Here is a 15340-nt window from a genome sequence, read left to right on the forward strand (position 1 = left end):
AGGGATTATTGGCTAAATTTGATTATTTTTGGGATGAAGAAGAACTACCACCTTGTCGGGGATAGGGTGCATCAACAAAACCTAACTCATATAACTGTTGGTAGGCTTTCTTACCTAAGTCTCGTGTTGGGCTTTGGCTCTTGATAATTTGGATTAGCAAAGGTACGGCTAATTCTGATTGATTTTGTGCCCGATGTACCAGTGCCAATCTATAGGTGGCTTCATCTCGCAATTGGGCAGACTGTCGGGCTTTTTCCCGCTGAGAATCAGAGACTCTGAGGTCAATTCCCGAAAAACTAGAGTTGAGATCCTGATAAAAATTAGAAAGTTGATTGAAAACCTGACGGGCTTCTTGGAGTTTCTTCGCCGCTACATCATATTTTTGACTAGAAACAGCACTTTCTGCTTCTTTGAGCAGACGCTGCCCACTTTCCATGCTTAATAGGGTACTATTTTGCGCTACAGGACGCAAGTTATTGGGATTGTTGGGATCGATAGGTTGCGGTTGGTTATTGCTCGGTAGCTGGATTACTTGAGCGCTAACAGGCGATAGCAGACTGAGGCCTGCTATGAGTGATAAAGAAGTGAAGCGAATCCAGGGAACAGCTGCTGCTAGGTTCATGGGATCAATTTGTGCGACAAATATATAAAAAGTAATGGAAACTTCGGGTATCTTAACTCTGTTTTCGTCTTTGACCAAGCAAAGCAACACAGTAGGTTTCTCTGTTTTAGACTGAAAATCACCCTAATTGAGTTCCCTTAGCCTCTAATCATAGTATCTAAAAGTGTTCCTATGAACGATCCCGTCAATTCCTCTAATTATACCAATACAGGTATACCAACTAGTAATCTGGGCATGGTATTACAACGCGGTGGTGAAGAATTAATTTTAGAAAAGGCTTTGGATCGTTTCAGTGTCCGTTTGGTTAATGATATTTCTCTCCAGGCATTATCTCAGGTTAGTTGGGGTACTTGGCAGCGCAGCATTCCCCAAGCACGGCTAGAAATTTTTACTGTTGCACCTAACCAGTTAGAAACTGCAATGTCCCAAGCACGTGCTGACCAAAATGTTGCTTTTGCCAGCCATATTTACAAACTTAAAGATAATCCTGGAACCTTTGTTTATCTCAGCGATCGAATTACAATTCAATTTGCCACTGATGTTGATCAGGCTAGAATAAATGCTCTCTCCAATGCATTTAACCTAATTCAAGAAAAACCAGTTCTTGGTCTGCCTAATACTTTTGTGTTTCGCGTCAGCAAACAAGCCACAGAAAATCCCATCAAAATTACTAACCAAATCCAAGGGCTAAAAGAAGTATTGGCTACTGAACCTAATATTCTTGTACGCCAAGAAACTCATTACAAACCCCGCGATCCTCTCTATCCCCAGCAATGGTATCTCAACCACAATGGTGGTAATCAGTTAGCAGTTGGTTCTCATATTTCTATAGAAAAGGCTTGGGATATTACTCGCGGTGTTCGTTCTGTGGTTTTGGCTGTGGTTGATGATTCTTTTGATTTGAACCATCCAGATTTCCAAGGCAGTGGTAAGATTGTCGCCTCTAGAGACTTAAAAGAAAATGACTTTTTACCTTTACCTGATGAACAGGAAACCAGCCACGGTACAGCTTGTGCAGGGATAGCTGTAGCGGAAGAAAATGGTAAAGGGATTGTGGGGGTAGCTCCTGGTTGTGCTTTAATGCCAATTCGCACCACCGGGTTTTTAGATGATGAATCAATTGAAGATATATTCAATTGGGCAATCGACAAAGGCGCTAGCGTGATTTCTTGCAGTTGGGGAGCATCTGCTGTTTATTTCCCTTTATCTTTGCGTCAAAAGGCTGTTATCACTCGCGCCGCTACCAAAGGGCGCAATGGTAAAGGCTGTGTAATTTTGTTTGCAGCAGGTAATGCTAACCGCCCAATTGACGGTACTATTTTTGAGCGCAATTGGCCTAAGAATCTGCTATCAGGGAATACAGATTGGTTAAGTGGTTTTGCGGTACATACAGATGTGATAGCTGTGGCTGCTTCCACAAGTTTGAGTAAGAAATCAGCCTATAGCAATTGGGGTAATAATATTGCAGTATGTGCGCCTAGTAACAATGCTCCTCCGGGGATGTGGTTTCAAGATTCTGGATATATGGAAACACAACCTGCGATCGCAACTTCGCTTTCAGGATTAGGAATGCTCACCACCGATCAATTAGGAGCCGCAGGTTACGATCCTGGTGACTTTACCCGCAACTTTGGCGGTACTTCTGGCGCAACACCTGTAGTCGCAGGTGTTGCAGCTTTGATGTTGTCAGTAAATCCTGACTTAACAGCCCAACAAGTCAGACGGATATTACAAGAAACCGCCGATAAAATTTTAGACACGAATCCCGACCCACAACTAGGGTTACGTGAAGGTACTTACGACAGTAACGGCCATTCCCAATGGTTTGGTTATGGTAAGGTGAATGCTGCTAAAGCAGTACAAACAGCGCAGCAAATGCGTACAGGCGCATCAACGGCTACCAAACAAATTAAAGGCAGAAATGACAGCCCAATAGGTATTCCCGATAATAATCAACAGGGAATAAAAAGTGCGATCGCCATTTCTGAAGACAGTCCTATACAAGATATTCAAGTAACAGTTAATATCACCCACGATTTTTTAGGCGATTTAGAAATTTATTTAATTGCACCCAATAATCAACAGGTTTTATTGCAAAATCGCACCTTAGGTCGCCGCACTAATTTACAAACAACTTATACAGTGCGATCGCACCCAGCCCTCAAACAGTTGCTATCCTCCTCAGCTAAAGGACGCTGGCAATTATGGCTTGTCGATTATGCACTACAAGATGTTGGTCAGTTGAATAGCTGGGAGTTAAATTTCAGTATTTAGTCATTTGTTATTCGTCATTGGTCATTTGTCATTGGACTATAGGCTATACAAACTCTAAATTATCTAGAAAAAATAGTAATTAAAGAAGTCTGGGTTGGGAGAATCTCAGTTTTCACAAACCAAATAGGACTGCTATATGAACTATAGAAACTTGCCTATAACTTATGACATCCTAACCAAGGACAAAGGACAAACAACAAATGACAAAATTAAGAATTAGGAATTTCGACCAATGTATGATTAGTAATTTCTGATTCTTGGTAGCTGAGTTGTTGCAAAACTTTAGCTAAATCGCTAGTTAGGGATTTAGCATTTTGTTTGATACAACCTTTACTATAATCTGCAACTTTGATTGCTGGGCCAATGCGAATAATCACATCTGTACCCCAGTTTGGATAAGTTTGACTGTAATTAATACTAATAGGTATAATTTTAATTTCCAAATCTGGCTGACTTGATTCAGCACTCAAAGCTAGACGTGCAATTCCTGGCTTTAATGGGTGAACTTCACCATCACGGTAAATTCCACCTTCTGGGAAAATTACTAGGGTTTTTTTCTGCTGAAGCAGATCGACCCCATGCCGTAAGGTACTAATTGATGGGTGTTTAGGATCGACAGGAAATCCTCCTAAACGTCGGACAAACCAACCTTGCAACCCTTTACATTCGCTACTAGTCACCATAAATCGCAGGTCTGTTTTTGCTTGACAAGCGATCGCTGCATAAGGTACAAGCAATGCATCCCAACGCGCACGGTGGGTAGGAGCGAGAATTACAGGGCCAGTTGTGGGAATATTTTCTTGCCCAATAATTTTAATTCGCCCAAAAAACGACGGTATAAGGAAGTGGCGTCCTAAGAGATACGCTAGAGGCGCTAACCAAGAAGAAACCCGCGAGGTAGTATGAGCCACCTTGGTAGTTGCACGAGTATTTGCTAGTTTTTGCTGAGAGGTAGGGTTAGCAGAGTAAATTTCCATCATGATGGTGGCTGCTGATTGTCAGATAAATTGTGACGAAACCTTGATTAGTTACACCGTAAATTTTCTTTCATTACTTGTGTCATACCTATTGGACAGTTTCGTCTCTGTCTGCTAATTTTGCTGATGGCGTCGGGTAGCAAACCAAGCTTGCAATTGCTGACGACAGGCAGACTCTAAAATGCCTCCAAGGACTTGTAGGCGGTGATTAGACGCTGCACTATCGGGTATGTTGGTAACAGTACGTATTGCACCAGTTTTGGTATCGTCTACTCCATATACCAGCAATCCTATACGGGCGTGTATAATAGCACCGGCACACATTGGGCAAGGTTCTAAGGTTACATAGAGAGTGCATTGATTGAGACGCCAATTTTGTAAACTTTTAGCAGCTGCCCTCAGAGCAATAATTTCTGCGTGAGCTGTGGGATCTTGGTCGCGTTCTTTCCTATTTTCGCCCTCTGCCAGTAAATTACCTGAGTCATCAACGATCAGTGCCCCTACAGGGACTTCTCCGGCATTACCTGCTGTTTTTGCCAATTCTAAGGCGCGAGTCATCCATTGTCGGTGGACAATATACTCTGGGTGTTCAATTATCATAGGATTATTGCAAATAGTTGTAAATAGACAATATAAAGCCCGCTTTGGCGGGCAAATTAGGTTTTTAATTTATTCCGTAAATAGCTTCTAATTAAATGGCTGCTTGGGCTAAGAGAGGGTCGAGTTGACCTTGTGTATCTAATTGATAAAGGTCATCACAGCCACCAACATGCCGATCGTTAATGAAAATCTGCGGTACTGTACGGCGTCCATTAGCTCGTTCTGCCATTTTTGCTCTGGCGGCTTCGTCACCATCGATTTTGTATTCTTGAAATTGCACGCCTTTCCACCACAGCAGCATTTTAGCGCGGATACAGTAAGGACAAGTTTGCCAGGTGTAGATTTCGACATTGGCTTTAACTCGCTCTGGATGGCGATTTAATAGGGGATTGAGAAAATCCAGCATATTTGCATCTTATCGATTTATGTTAATTGTCTCTAGCCTATCGCATTGGGGTTGGAACCCATTTTTGGAAACCTTCTAAATGATTCCAGTAAGCTAAATAACCAGTTAATGCCCAAATTAACGCTGCTACAATTAACACCGCTACACCAATTAACCGCCAAGTTCGGTTTGTTTTCCAATAGAGAGTTGGTGCAGCACAAACGCCACTTAAGCCGGTGAGAATAAAGCCTATACCTGACATCAATGGTTGCTGTGTAATACCCAAATTGATGATGCGCAGACCGATAACAATTGCAGCTAAACCTGCGAAGAAAGCGTAAATTGCTATTGTCAGTAAATCCCAACTTAAGGAAAGTGCGATCGCAGCTGCAATAAACAAGATTCCGAATAGGATAGTCGTTTCTCCGAAAGCGATATTAAAACTACCTCTAATCGGCCAAGTAAAGGTCATGTGTAACCCAGTTGTCAATGCGATCGCACCTGTAACTCCAAAGCCAGGAATCCAGCGTTTTTGATTATCGCTATCTATCCCGCGATATACGTAGTCTGCTAGTAAAAATAACCCAGCTACCATATTGATCAACATGAGTGTGATGTAGTCGATAAACATGATTTACCTCTAAATGGCTATTTGGCTTGAAAATGCTGTGTCGGAACTACAAATAAACGTTGATATTAATCTGTGGTTCATTTGCCGATGCTGGAATTTGGGTGATTCTTGTCAGGTTTCACAAGAATCTAAATAGTCGATGTTTAGCATCTAAATAAATGAATGTTTCTTTTCCAGAATATACTAGTAATTGAGATAGATTCTTATTTGCTTATTGTAAGAAAGAGTCAAAATAGACACTTTAGCAAATTTATAGCAGTAAAACTTAACATACAGGCCTAGCAAGACTATTTTCCACGGGTATCCGCCCTTTGGTAGACTTGAAGACTGGAACAGCTAGATAAAACAACGCTAAGTCAAGCAGTTGAGAGGGCGACTCTGTGGAAAATACACTTGGATTAGAGATTATTGAGGTAGTAGAGCAAGCCGCGATCGCATCCGCCAAGTGGATGGGTAAGGGCGAAAAGAACACTGCTGACCAAGTAGCAGTGGAAGCAATGCGCGAACGCATGAACAAAATTTATATGCGCGGTCGCATTGTGATTGGTGAAGGCGAACGCGATGACGCCCCTATGTTATATATTGGGGAAGAGGTGGGTATCTGCTCCCGTCCAGATGCTAAGGATTTCTGTAACCCAGATGAACTGATTGAAATTGACATCGCTGTTGACCCTTGTGAAGGTACGAACTTGGTAGCATACGGACAACCTGGTTCGATGGCTGTATTGGCAATTTCCGAAAAAGGTGGCTTATTTGCAGCTCCTGACTTCTACATGAAGAAGTTAGCAGCACCTCCAGCAGCTAAGGGCAAGGTGGACATTAACAAGTCAGCAACAGAAAACCTCAAAATTCTCTCCGAGTGTCTAGACCGCGCTATTGAAGAACTTGTGGTAGTCGTGATGAAGCGCGAACGCCACAACGATTTGATTAAAGAAATTCGCGATGCTGGGGCGAGAGTGCAGTTGATTTCCGATGGTGATGTCGGCGCAGCTTTATCTTGTGGTTTTGCTGGTACTAACATCCACGCCCTAATGGGTATCGGTGCTGCGCCTGAAGGTGTGATTTCCGCAGCCGCTATGCGTGCTTTAGGTGGACATTTCCAAGGTCAGCTGATCTATGACCCAGCAATCGTCAAAACAGGCTTAATTGGCGAAAGCAAAGAAGCTAACCTAGATCGTCTTAAGTCGATGAATATCAATGACCCCGATAAGGTCTACGATGCTCATGAACTGGCATCTGGTGAGACCGTGCTATTTGCTGCAAGCGGTATTACCACTGGAAATCTGATCCAAGGTGTCCGCTTCTTCAAAGGTGGTGCTAGAACGCAAAGCCTAGTTATTTCTAACCAGTCAAACACTGCTAGGTTTGTGGATACTATTCACATGTTTGACTCGCCTAAGACCGTACAATTGCATTAAGCTCATCCCGCCTATTGAACGGGCGAGATTTCGCGTCCGTGGTCAGTAGTCAATCGTCAACTGACTATTGACTGACAATAAAGGACGACGGGGCGACTATCCCTCCTACCCCTTAAAGAAGTAGGTACACCGTCGCCTTTGATAAGCGATAAACAGTAAGGAGTTAGGATTAATCAAGAATGGCATGAAGATCCGGGATATAAGTAAAGATCGTAAACTCAGCAGAGTAGGGCTAAATTCCCCCTTACCCTCCTCATCTTCCTTATCCCCTTCATTCAAGTTATGAACTTTCTTCCTAACTCCTTTACTCACCATTCACCACTTACCATTTACTATTTAGCAATTACCAATTAGCAGATGAATATAGCAGTGGTGGGGTTAAGCCATAAAACAGCCCCAGTAGAAATCCGGGAAAAGTTGAGTATTCCAGAACCGCAAACAGAAAGTGCGATCGCTCAACTTACCAGCTATCCTCATATTGATGAAGTTGCCATCCTGAGTACTTGTAACCGCCTGGAAATTTATATCGTCACAGGTGAAACCGAACACGGTATCCGGGAAGTAACTCAATTTTTAGCAGAATACAGTAAATTACCTGTAACATCTTTACGGCAACACCTGTTTATGTTGCTGCATGACGACGCTGTGATGCATATGATGCGCGTAGCAGCTGGTTTAGATAGTTTAGTCCTTGGTGAAGGGCAAATTCTGGCTCAGGTGAAGAATACTCACAAACTGGGGCAGCAATATAACGGTATAAAAACAATTTTGAATCGATTATTTAAACAAGCTTTAACAGCAGGCAAGCGAGTTCGTACAGAAACTAGCATTGGTACTGGCGCAGTCTCCATCAGTTCGGCGGCGGTAGAGTTAGCGCAGATGAAAGTGGCAAATTTAGCTGCTTGCCGGGTGGCAATTCTCGGCGCTGGTAAAATGTCGCGCTTGCTGGTTCAGCATTTAATTTCTAAAGGTGCTGGGCAAATTAGTATTTTAAATCGCTCTCGCGATCGCGCTCTAGAATTAGCCAAACAGTTTCCCGATCAAACTCTGGAAATTCAACCGCTATCAGAAATGATGGCAGTAATATCTCGTAGCGATTTAGTATTTACTAGTACATCTGCTACAGACCCTATCCTAGATCGTGCCAAAATAGAAATGGTTTTAGAGCCTCAGCAGTCTTTGATGCTATTTGACATTTCCGTGCCCCGCAACGTCCATGCAGACGTGAATGAACTAGCCAACGTGCAAGCGTTCAATGTGGATGATTTGAAGGCCGTTGTAGCGCAAAACTACGAAAGCCGTCGGAAAATGGCTCAAGAAGCTGAGAAAATATTAGATGAAGAAGTAGAAGCTTTTGATGTTTGGTGGCGCAGTCTAGAAACTGTCTCCACTATTAGCTGTCTGCGTAATAAAGTCGAAACCATCCGCGAACAAGAACTGGAAAAAGCATTGTCGCGCTTGGGTTCGGAATTTGCAGAAAAGCATCAAGAGGTGATCGAAGCTTTAACAAGAGGAATCGTTAACAAAATTTTACACGATCCGATGGTGCAATTGCGAGCGCAGCAGGATGTGGAAGCCAGACGGCGATGTATGCAGACTTTGCAAATGTTATTTAACCTAGACGCAGAAGAGCAGTTTAGTTAATTTAGCTAAATCTAGACTTAGCATTATTGGTGCGTTAGGGTGACTTTTAACGTACTAATAATGCACAGCTTGAGAGATTTTAAGCTGCGGAATTGTTAGCTTATTGCATACTAACTTTAATATTAACTATTATACTAAATAGCAATATTATTATATTGCTAATAATTAATATGACTAACTATTTTCAGTTTGTTTATATATGGCTACAGTAGGTACTTCAAAGTCGATTTGCGATCTGTACCCAACTAAATCTGGAAAATAGCAAAATCAATATCGTCAACGAAAGACCCCAGCAAAACCTGTGTTAGTATATTTAAGCCTTTTTGATAGTAGAACTTTGCTAACTATATTTTGAGTTACTAGCAAACATGAAAATTAATGGTGTCAGGTAAAAGGAATTCTCGTAAAAAGTTTTCCTATTACCCTATTACCATTAAAGAACAATTTAGATATTGGGCAGATTAGATTTGTAACAGAATTGCTAACACGTGAATGAGCGACTTGCTTATAGAACAGGTCGAGTTCTGACCTTATAGTCCATTAAAGCGCCTTGACTGATAACCGTTCGCCCATTTCTTCTGCTAGTGGGAATTTGGCCTTTTTGCAGAGCCATATACAAAGTACTTTGGTCTATACCTAAAAATCTAGCTGCTTGTACTAAGGAAGTACCCCGCTTGGGTATATTTCCTTTCCTTCTCTTCTGACTTGTGAATGGTTTCCACATAGCGAAATGTAAAGAACAACTTAAGAAATCTCAACTTCTGACAGAACAAATCGCAAAATTAACAATAATTCACAACAAAGCAAAAAATGTCCTCTGCCTGTGCAGGGGGGAACTACGTAGCTAATTCGATTCCTTTCTAATTAGATCGCAATCGAATTTGATTATAACAAATTATGAGGAAAGAACAGTTTCAGACTCTACTGCAATTTTTTAAAGCCTTAGCGGATGAGAGCCGATTAAAAATTGTGGGTATTTTAGCAAACCAAGAGTGCAGTGTTGAAGAATTAGCTGTGCTATTACAACTTAAGGAACCGACAGTCTCCCATCATTTATCAAAACTGAAGGAACTGAATTTGGTGACGATGCGCCCAGAAGGTAATAGCCGCTTCTACCAATTGGATAGCGAAGCTTTACAAAATATCAGCAAAGAAATTTTTACCCCTGAGAAAATAGCATCCTTAATTGAGGATGTAGATACTGAAGCTTGGGAAAGCAAAGTCTTGAGCAACTATCTAGAGAGTGTTACCAACAACATAGAGGAAGTACAACGCCTCAAAGAAATTCCTGCTAGCCGCAAAAAGCGCTTAGTTATTCTCAAGTGGCTGGCGAGTAAATTTGAGGAAGGAGTTCAGTACCCAGAACGAACGGTGAATGAAACACTCAAGCGCTATCATCCTGACTACGCTACCTTGCGGCGGGAGTTAATTGGCTACCAATTAATGCGGCGAGAAAATGGGGTTTATTGGCGGGATAACACAGATGTGAGAACCAGCCTGTAATACCTTTCCCTAAAATAGTGCTGCCAGAGTAGATGTAGAAATTATTAGATATACTTCTAATTAGATGCTTATCTAATTAGAAGTTATGTATAACGAGCAGTTCCAACTCTTGCTACACTTCTTCAAAGCTTTGGCAGACGAGAGTCGATTAAAAATTATCGGGGTTTTGGCTAATCAAGATTGCAGCGTTGAGGAATTGGCGGTGCTACTAGAACTCAAAGAACCGACGATATCCCACCATCTGATGAAACTAAAAGAATTAGATTTGGTGAGTATGTGCCCACAAGGTAATACTCACTTCTATCGATTAGAGAGCGAAACATTGCAAAACCTGAGTAAGAAAGTTTTTACACCTGAGAAAATAGCATCTTCAATTGAGAATTTTGACAGTGATGTGTGGGCTAACAGAGTATCGCAAAACTATATAGAGGGAGAAGAACCTATCCAACGCCTCAAAGAAATTCCTGCTAGCCGGAAAAAGCGTTTAGTTATTCTCAAGTGGTTGGTAAGTAAATTTGAAGAGCAGATTCAGTATTCTGAACGCTCAGTCAATGAAATTCTCAAGCGCTATCATCCCGATTATGCTACCTTGCGGCGAGAGTTAATTGATAATCAATTAATGCAGCGAGAAAATGGGGTCTATTGGAGATTATGAGAGCGTGTTAGCAGATAGATGTCTTGCTTGTGATGTCTTTGCTGGAAAAGTGAAAGCTCTTGGTGGAGCGATTTACGAAGACAATTATTGGATTGTGGAACATTCTTTAGTTCTCGTTCTTGTGTTGGGATATTTAATTATTAAACTTGGCTCGTAGTTGCGCTTCAGCGGTGCTTTAGCGCTAAAGCGCAACTACAAACCTGCTTTAGCGCTAAAGCGCAACTACAAACCTGACTATTGACTTTTGCCCTCTTATTTTCCTAAATACGCTTCTAGAACTTGGGGATTAGTTTGAATTTCTGCTGGTGTACCATCGGCGAGATTTTTGCCTTCAGCCAGCACCCAAACCCGATCGCACAAGGACATAATCACATCCATATTGTGTTCGATAATCAGAAAAGTCATGCCATCTTTGCGGTTCCAGTTGAGAATGCGATCGCAAATATCATCAATCAATCTGGGATTAACACCAGCTGCGGGTTCATCGAGCAAAATCAATTTGGGATTAGTCATCAACGCCCGTCCCATTTCTAGCAGCTTGCGTTGTCCACCAGACAAACCACCAGCGTAATCATGGGCTTTTTGTGCCAATCCTACTGACTCTAACAAGTACATCGCTTGTTCTTTTAATTGCTTTTCTTCCTTCGCTACAACGTGGGGTTGTAATTGCACCTGCCAAAAATTCTCACCAGTTTGTTTTTGCGCCGCCAGAAGCATATTTTCTAACACCGACAACCGCGAAAGAGTCCGGGCTACTTGAAAGGTGCGAACTATCCCTTGCTGGGCGATTTGGTACGGTTGCAGGTGATGAATTGGTTCGCCATCAAAAATGACTCGTCCCTTATCTGGGCGGATGAAATTAGATAGTAAGTTGAAAAAGGTAGTTTTGCCAGCACCGTTAGGGCCAATCAATCCTGTGATGCTGCCTTTAGCTACTTCTATATTGGCATCACTGACGGCTTTAATCCCACCAAAGCTTTTAGAAAGTCCAGTGGCTGATAGCAGGGAAAGTTGGGGTGACTGGTTATTTACCAAGAGTAAGTTCCTCCTTTTTCCCTAAGATACCTTGCGGACGCCAAATCATCAGCACCATCAAAATTAAACCGATAACCATGATGCGAAATGCACCCAGACGTGCTTCGTCAAGGGGAATGATTTTAGGCAGGAATTCACGAGTCAAAGCATCATAAGCAAAGTAAATTACAGCGCCCAATATTGTGCCGACGTTATTCCCAGAACCACCGAGAATCACCATGATCCAAGCGTCAAAAGTTAACTGTGGTTGGAAATTATCGGGGTAAATGGCGCTGAGTTGCCAAGCAAAGAATGCACCAGCAATTCCAGCGATCGCACCACCTAACATTAGCGATTGTAATTTATACCAAAACACATTTTTTCCCAGCGCTTTGGGTATTTCTTCATCTTCGCGGATAGCTTTAAGCACTCTACCCCAAGGCGATCGCACTAACATTTCCAAGCGCCAAAATACCAATGCTAATACTAACACCGATATCAGCATTAAACCTGCCTTGGGTATGTAGTTATACAGGGTAACAATCCCAGAAATATAAATGATAATTGCCAATAACCCCAAAACAATCCCCACTCCCAAACGGGATGCGAATTCCTGTTTGCTGGTTTTTCTCGTTAATGTCTCAGTACCGCCACCAGATACTCTAGTAGTGCTAATCCAGCGCCATAACGAAAACAAAGTAACAGCTAAAAGCAGCGTCAGCAGCCCGATCATCAGGAATCTAAAAAACAAATTAGGGGTTGTGGACAGAGGTATTGAGTAACTTTGGACACCAAACGCCCCAGATATCCAAGTGTTACCCACAGGTAAATCCTGGTTATTCACCACCAACCGAATCAGTTCTCCCACCCCGATAGTGACAATTCCCAGATAATCTTCGCGCAAGCGCAGAGTTGCAAAACCAATTACCAAACCCAACAAAGCAGCGACAATTGCCCCAATAATTGCCGATACTAGTAAAGGAACGCCTTTAAAGCTTAATAATACTGTTGTGTATGCTCCCAAGGTCATAAAAGCAATATGACCAAAGTTAATTAAACCCGTAAAGCCCCACTGCAAGTTCAGCCCCAAACCGAACAGGGCAAAAGTGGCTGTAGAAATTGCTAAGAAGATTAAATATTCAAACATATAAGTTTAGTCAAGAGTCAAGAGTCAAGAGTCATTAATTATTTCTCCCTTGTCTTCCTTGTTATCCATGCTCAGTGAATAGATTGTAGTGTAAAGTATCGTGCCATTTTCAGGTTAACCATTGGCAAATTTATGGGCATACTATGCTTGGGTTAGGGGTAATAACTGAATATATTGGAATCCGGTTTGATTTGTGAAAAAATACCGTACACCTTTACCTGCCTGATTTCCTGTGCCCTATTATCTGTTCCCTGTTCCTTGCCTTTGCGAGTAAGTTCACAATCAAATAGGAGTGCTATATGAATTTACTACGAACGAGAATCCATCACTTAATCGAGCAGTTAGACGATGAGGATTTGCAAAGCACTTGGGATGTTCTCCATAACCTGCATTGTGACTTTTATATGCTAAAGGCTATAGAACAGGTCAAGCGATCGCAACAACCGTGGGACATCTTAACCCAAGAAGAAGCAATTCGACTTTTAATGTTTTTCTGAGTGACACCTAGTGATTGTAGAAGTGCGCTATGCCAGGTCTTTTTTATTAGACCTGAAGAATTTAGAACCATCTGCTTATGAACAGGTGTATGATTTCGTCTTTAGCGAGTTCCCGCACCACTGGCAGATGCGTTCTGTCCCAGAACTGCGGCAACTTGATGATGAGGGCATATTTCATCGGTTCACTATCGATAATTATTTAATTGGCATAGAAGTCAGGGGCGAAATTGTGAAATTTTTACGTGTCATACCTATGCCAGATGCCTAAAGACATAAGTTATATCAACACTTAAAACTGTATAAGGCAAAGCAGGGATCGCTATAACCTTACATTAAACTGGTTTTTGAAAAACACTTTACTTGAGATTTCCCTATGGATGCTAGGGCACTTTGGCAACGATACCAAGATTGGTTATATTTCCACGAGGGATTGGGACTGTACTTAGATGTAAGTCGAATGCGGTTTGACGATACCTTTGTGGAGTCGTTGCGGCCGAAGTTTGATAAGGCGTTTGCGGATATGGTAGCACTCGAAAAAGGTGCGATCGCCAATCCGGACGAAAATCGCATGGTTGGACATTACTGGCTGCGAAACCCTGATTTAGCACCTACTCCAGAACTCACGCAAGAAATTGTCCAAACTTTAGAACAAATCGAAGCCTTTGCGGAGAAAATTCAAACAGGTGCGATTCATCCTCCCAGAGCCAATCGCTTCACCGATATAATCTCTATTGGTATTGGTGGTTCTGCCCTCGGCCCCGAATTTGTCGCTGAAGCCCTCTCCCCTGATTTCCCACCTCTAAAAATTCACTTTATCGACAATACCGATCCGACGGGGATAGATCGCATTCTCACGCAATTGCGAAATAGCCTTGCCAGCACTTTAGTTTTGGTAATCTCGAAATCTGGGGGCACACCTGAACCGCGCAATGGCATGATTGAAGTCAAAAAAGCCTACGCTGGGCAAAATTTGGAATTTGCCCAATATGCGGTAGCTATTACTAGCGTGGATAGCAATCTAGATAAAGTGGCAAAGGCTGAAGGTTGGCTGGCGAGGTTCCCCATGTATGACTGGGTTGGGGGACGCACCTCAGAAATGTCTGCTGTTGGCTTAGTACCTGCGGCACTACAAGGCATTGATATTCGTGCCATGCTAGAGGGTGCCAAAGAAATGGATGACGCCACCCGTATTGCTGACATAAAAAATAACCCAGCAGCGCTACTTGCCTTATCTTGGTACTATTCTGGCAATGGCAAGGGTGAAAAAGACATGGTTGTGCTTCCCTACAAGGACAGCCTGCTTTTGTTCAGCCGCTATTTGCAACAGCTGGTAATGGAATCCTTGGGCAAAGAAAAAGATTTAGATGGTAACACCGTTTACCAAGGTATCGCCGTTTACGGTAACAAAGGCTCAACAGATCAACACGCCTACGTACAACAGTTGCGCGAAGGTGTACCCAATTTCTTTGCTACCTTAATCGAAGTTTTAGAAGATCGTAAAAGTCCATCTCCAGAAATCGATCCTGGCGTAACATCAGGCGATTATCTCTCTGGTTTTCTCCAAGGAACTCGCCAAGCACTTTACGAAAATCACCGCGATTCAATTACAGTCACTATTCCCCAAGTTAATTCTCGTACTGTCGGGGCGTTAATTGCTTTATATGAGCGTGCTGTTGGCTTGTATGCTAGCTTGGTCAACATTAACGCTTACCATCAACCAGGGGTAGAAGCTGGTAAAAAAGCCGCCGCCGCTATTCTGGACTTACAAAAACGCGTTCTAGAAGTACTGCAAAAGGAAAAATCTCCCCTTTCTTTAGAAGAAATTGCCGAGAAAGCAGGCGCAACCGAACAAATAGAAGCAATTTACATAATTCTGCGTCACCTTTACGCCAATCAGCGAGGTGTGGTGTTGCATGGTAATCTTGGACAACCTAGCAGTTTAAAAGTTTCTGTCGGCTGACGGATACATCTAC

Annotated in this window: 17 protein-coding genes; 9 read left to right on the forward strand and 8 right to left on the reverse strand. The window is 42.4% G+C overall.

Features of this window, described 5'->3' with window-relative positions:
- Positions 1-22 precede the first annotated feature (22 nt).
- Positions 23-622: a hypothetical protein gene (locus tag AACU33_RS30875; protein ID WP_096595445.1), complete on the reverse strand. Its 600-nt coding sequence runs from the start codon at positions 620-622 to the stop codon at positions 23-25.
- Between the two features lie 171 nt (positions 623-793).
- Here AACU33_RS30875 and AACU33_RS30880 point away from each other — a divergent pair, with 171 nt between their 5' ends.
- Positions 794-2896 carry a S8 family serine peptidase gene (locus AACU33_RS30880; RefSeq protein WP_096594105.1) on the forward strand — a complete coding sequence of 701 codons (2103 nt, stop codon included), beginning with the start codon at positions 794-796 and terminating at the stop codon, positions 2894-2896.
- Between the two features lie 209 nt (positions 2897-3105).
- Here the strand turns inward: AACU33_RS30880 and AACU33_RS30885 are convergent, their stop codons facing one another.
- The 4 genes from AACU33_RS30885 to AACU33_RS30900 form a co-directional block, all read right to left on the reverse strand.
- A complete protein-coding gene (locus AACU33_RS30885; protein ID WP_339376388.1) occupies positions 3106-3876 on the reverse strand; it encodes a lysophospholipid acyltransferase family protein in 771 nt (256 codons plus the stop codon).
- Between the two features lie 111 nt (positions 3877-3987).
- Positions 3988-4473: a tRNA adenosine(34) deaminase TadA gene (tadA, locus tag AACU33_RS30890; RefSeq protein ID WP_096594107.1), complete on the reverse strand. Its 486-nt coding sequence runs from the start codon at positions 4471-4473 to the stop codon at positions 3988-3990.
- 91 nt (positions 4474-4564) lie between these two features.
- Positions 4565-4879, reverse strand: coding sequence for a glutaredoxin 3 (gene grxC / locus AACU33_RS30895; RefSeq protein WP_096594108.1), 315 nt, complete (start codon positions 4877-4879; stop codon positions 4565-4567).
- Between the two features lie 37 nt (positions 4880-4916).
- Complete coding sequence (locus AACU33_RS30900) at positions 4917-5489, reverse strand: DUF981 family protein (protein ID WP_096594109.1); 573 nt, start codon at positions 5487-5489, stop codon at positions 4917-4919.
- 380 nt (positions 5490-5869) lie between these two features.
- Here AACU33_RS30900 and glpX point away from each other — a divergent pair, with 380 nt between their 5' ends.
- Together glpX and AACU33_RS30910 are read left to right on the forward strand one after the other, a co-directional pair.
- Positions 5870-6907 carry a class II fructose-bisphosphatase gene (gene glpX, locus AACU33_RS30905; protein ID WP_096594110.1) on the forward strand — a complete coding sequence of 346 codons (1038 nt, stop codon included), beginning with the start codon at positions 5870-5872 and terminating at the stop codon, positions 6905-6907.
- A 357-nt stretch (positions 6908-7264) separates the two neighbouring features.
- Entirely contained in the window at positions 7265-8551 is a 1287-nt protein-coding gene (locus tag AACU33_RS30910) for a glutamyl-tRNA reductase (protein ID WP_096594111.1), read from the forward strand.
- 505 nt (positions 8552-9056) lie between these two features.
- On the opposite strand, the gene AACU33_RS30915 is transcribed toward AACU33_RS30910, so the two are convergent.
- The gene (locus AACU33_RS30915) at positions 9057-9275 is read right to left on the reverse strand and encodes a helix-turn-helix domain-containing protein (RefSeq protein WP_096594112.1); all 219 of its coding nucleotides are present in this window, start codon (positions 9273-9275) and stop codon (positions 9057-9059) included.
- A 173-nt stretch (positions 9276-9448) separates the two neighbouring features.
- Here AACU33_RS30915 and AACU33_RS30920 point away from each other — a divergent pair, with 173 nt between their 5' ends.
- The 3 genes from AACU33_RS30920 to AACU33_RS30930 all read left to right on the forward strand — a co-directional run bounded on the left by AACU33_RS30920 (position 9449) and on the right by AACU33_RS30930 (position 10866).
- Positions 9449-10054, forward strand: a complete 606-nt coding sequence (locus AACU33_RS30920) for a DUF2087 domain-containing protein (RefSeq protein WP_096594113.1) — start codon at positions 9449-9451, stop codon at positions 10052-10054.
- An 85-nt stretch (positions 10055-10139) separates the two neighbouring features.
- A complete protein-coding gene (locus tag AACU33_RS30925) occupies positions 10140-10709 on the forward strand; it encodes a DUF2087 domain-containing protein (protein ID WP_096594114.1) in 570 nt (189 codons plus the stop codon).
- Positions 10687-10866: a hypothetical protein gene (locus tag AACU33_RS30930; protein ID WP_096594115.1), complete on the forward strand. Its 180-nt coding sequence runs from the start codon at positions 10687-10689 to the stop codon at positions 10864-10866. The genes AACU33_RS30925 and AACU33_RS30930 overlap by 23 nt, the downstream gene beginning before the upstream one ends.
- A gap of 95 nt (positions 10867-10961) precedes the next feature.
- Here the strand turns inward: AACU33_RS30930 and AACU33_RS30935 are convergent, their stop codons facing one another.
- Together AACU33_RS30935 and AACU33_RS30940 are read right to left on the reverse strand one after the other, a co-directional pair.
- Positions 10962-11744, reverse strand: a complete 783-nt coding sequence (locus AACU33_RS30935; protein WP_096594116.1) for an ABC transporter ATP-binding protein — start codon at positions 11742-11744, stop codon at positions 10962-10964.
- Positions 11734-12870, reverse strand: coding sequence for a branched-chain amino acid ABC transporter permease (locus tag AACU33_RS30940; RefSeq protein ID WP_096594117.1), 1137 nt, complete (start codon positions 12868-12870; stop codon positions 11734-11736). The genes AACU33_RS30935 and AACU33_RS30940 overlap by 11 nt, the downstream gene beginning before the upstream one ends.
- Positions 12871-13169: 299 nt before the next feature.
- Between AACU33_RS30940 and AACU33_RS30945 the strand changes: the two genes are divergently transcribed.
- The 3 genes from AACU33_RS30945 (at position 13170) to AACU33_RS30955 (ending at position 15327) form a co-directional block, all read left to right on the forward strand.
- The gene (locus tag AACU33_RS30945) at positions 13170-13367 is read left to right on the forward strand and encodes a hypothetical protein (RefSeq protein ID WP_096594118.1); all 198 of its coding nucleotides are present in this window, start codon (positions 13170-13172) and stop codon (positions 13365-13367) included.
- A gap of 10 nt (positions 13368-13377) precedes the next feature.
- Positions 13378-13635 (forward strand): cytotoxic translational repressor of toxin-antitoxin stability system, encoded by a 258-nt coding sequence (locus AACU33_RS30950; RefSeq protein ID WP_096594119.1) that lies wholly within the window; start codon positions 13378-13380, stop codon positions 13633-13635.
- Positions 13636-13740: 105 nt separating this feature from the next.
- On the forward strand, positions 13741-15327 hold the full coding sequence (locus AACU33_RS30955) for a glucose-6-phosphate isomerase (RefSeq protein WP_096594120.1): 1587 nt from the start codon (positions 13741-13743) through the stop codon (positions 15325-15327).
- The last annotated feature ends 13 nt before the right edge of the window (positions 15328-15340 follow it).

The organism is Calothrix sp. NIES-2098 (assembly GCF_963875125.1).
GTDB lineage: Bacteria > Cyanobacteriota > Cyanobacteriia > Cyanobacteriales > Nostocaceae > Aulosira.

What these genes read in the sequence shown, in the direction of transcription:
- AACU33_RS30945 (WP_096594118.1), top strand. Translation starts at nt 13,170, where the DNA reads ATGAATTTACTACGAACGAGAATCCATCACTTAATCGAGCAGTTAGAC.
- AACU33_RS30910 (WP_096594111.1), top strand. Translation starts at nt 7,265, where the DNA reads ATGAATATAGCAGTGGTGGGGTTAAGCCATAAAACAGCCCCAGTAGAA.
- AACU33_RS30925 (WP_096594114.1), top strand. Translation starts at nt 10,140, where the DNA reads ATGTATAACGAGCAGTTCCAACTCTTGCTACACTTCTTCAAAGCTTTG.
- AACU33_RS30900 (WP_096594109.1), bottom strand. Translation starts at nt 5,489, where the DNA reads ATGTTTATCGACTACATCACACTCATGTTGATCAATATGGTAGCTGGG.
- AACU33_RS30955 (WP_096594120.1), top strand. Translation starts at nt 13,741, where the DNA reads ATGGATGCTAGGGCACTTTGGCAACGATACCAAGATTGGTTATATTTC.
- AACU33_RS30920 (WP_096594113.1), top strand. Translation starts at nt 9,449, where the DNA reads ATGAGGAAAGAACAGTTTCAGACTCTACTGCAATTTTTTAAAGCCTTA.
- AACU33_RS30875 (WP_096595445.1), bottom strand. Translation starts at nt 622, where the DNA reads ATGAACCTAGCAGCAGCTGTTCCCTGGATTCGCTTCACTTCTTTATCA.
- AACU33_RS30880 (WP_096594105.1), top strand. Translation starts at nt 794, where the DNA reads ATGAACGATCCCGTCAATTCCTCTAATTATACCAATACAGGTATACCA.
- tadA (WP_096594107.1), bottom strand. Translation starts at nt 4,473, where the DNA reads ATGATAATTGAACACCCAGAGTATATTGTCCACCGACAATGGATGACT.
- AACU33_RS30915 (WP_096594112.1), bottom strand. Translation starts at nt 9,275, where the DNA reads ATGTGGAAACCATTCACAAGTCAGAAGAGAAGGAAAGGAAATATACCC.
- AACU33_RS30940 (WP_096594117.1), bottom strand. Translation starts at nt 12,870, where the DNA reads ATGTTTGAATATTTAATCTTCTTAGCAATTTCTACAGCCACTTTTGCC.
- AACU33_RS30930 (WP_096594115.1), top strand. Translation starts at nt 10,687, where the DNA reads ATGGGGTCTATTGGAGATTATGAGAGCGTGTTAGCAGATAGATGTCTT.
- grxC (WP_096594108.1), bottom strand. Translation starts at nt 4,879, where the DNA reads ATGCTGGATTTTCTCAATCCCCTATTAAATCGCCATCCAGAGCGAGTT.
- AACU33_RS30885 (WP_339376388.1), bottom strand. Translation starts at nt 3,876, where the DNA reads ATGATGGAAATTTACTCTGCTAACCCTACCTCTCAGCAAAAACTAGCA.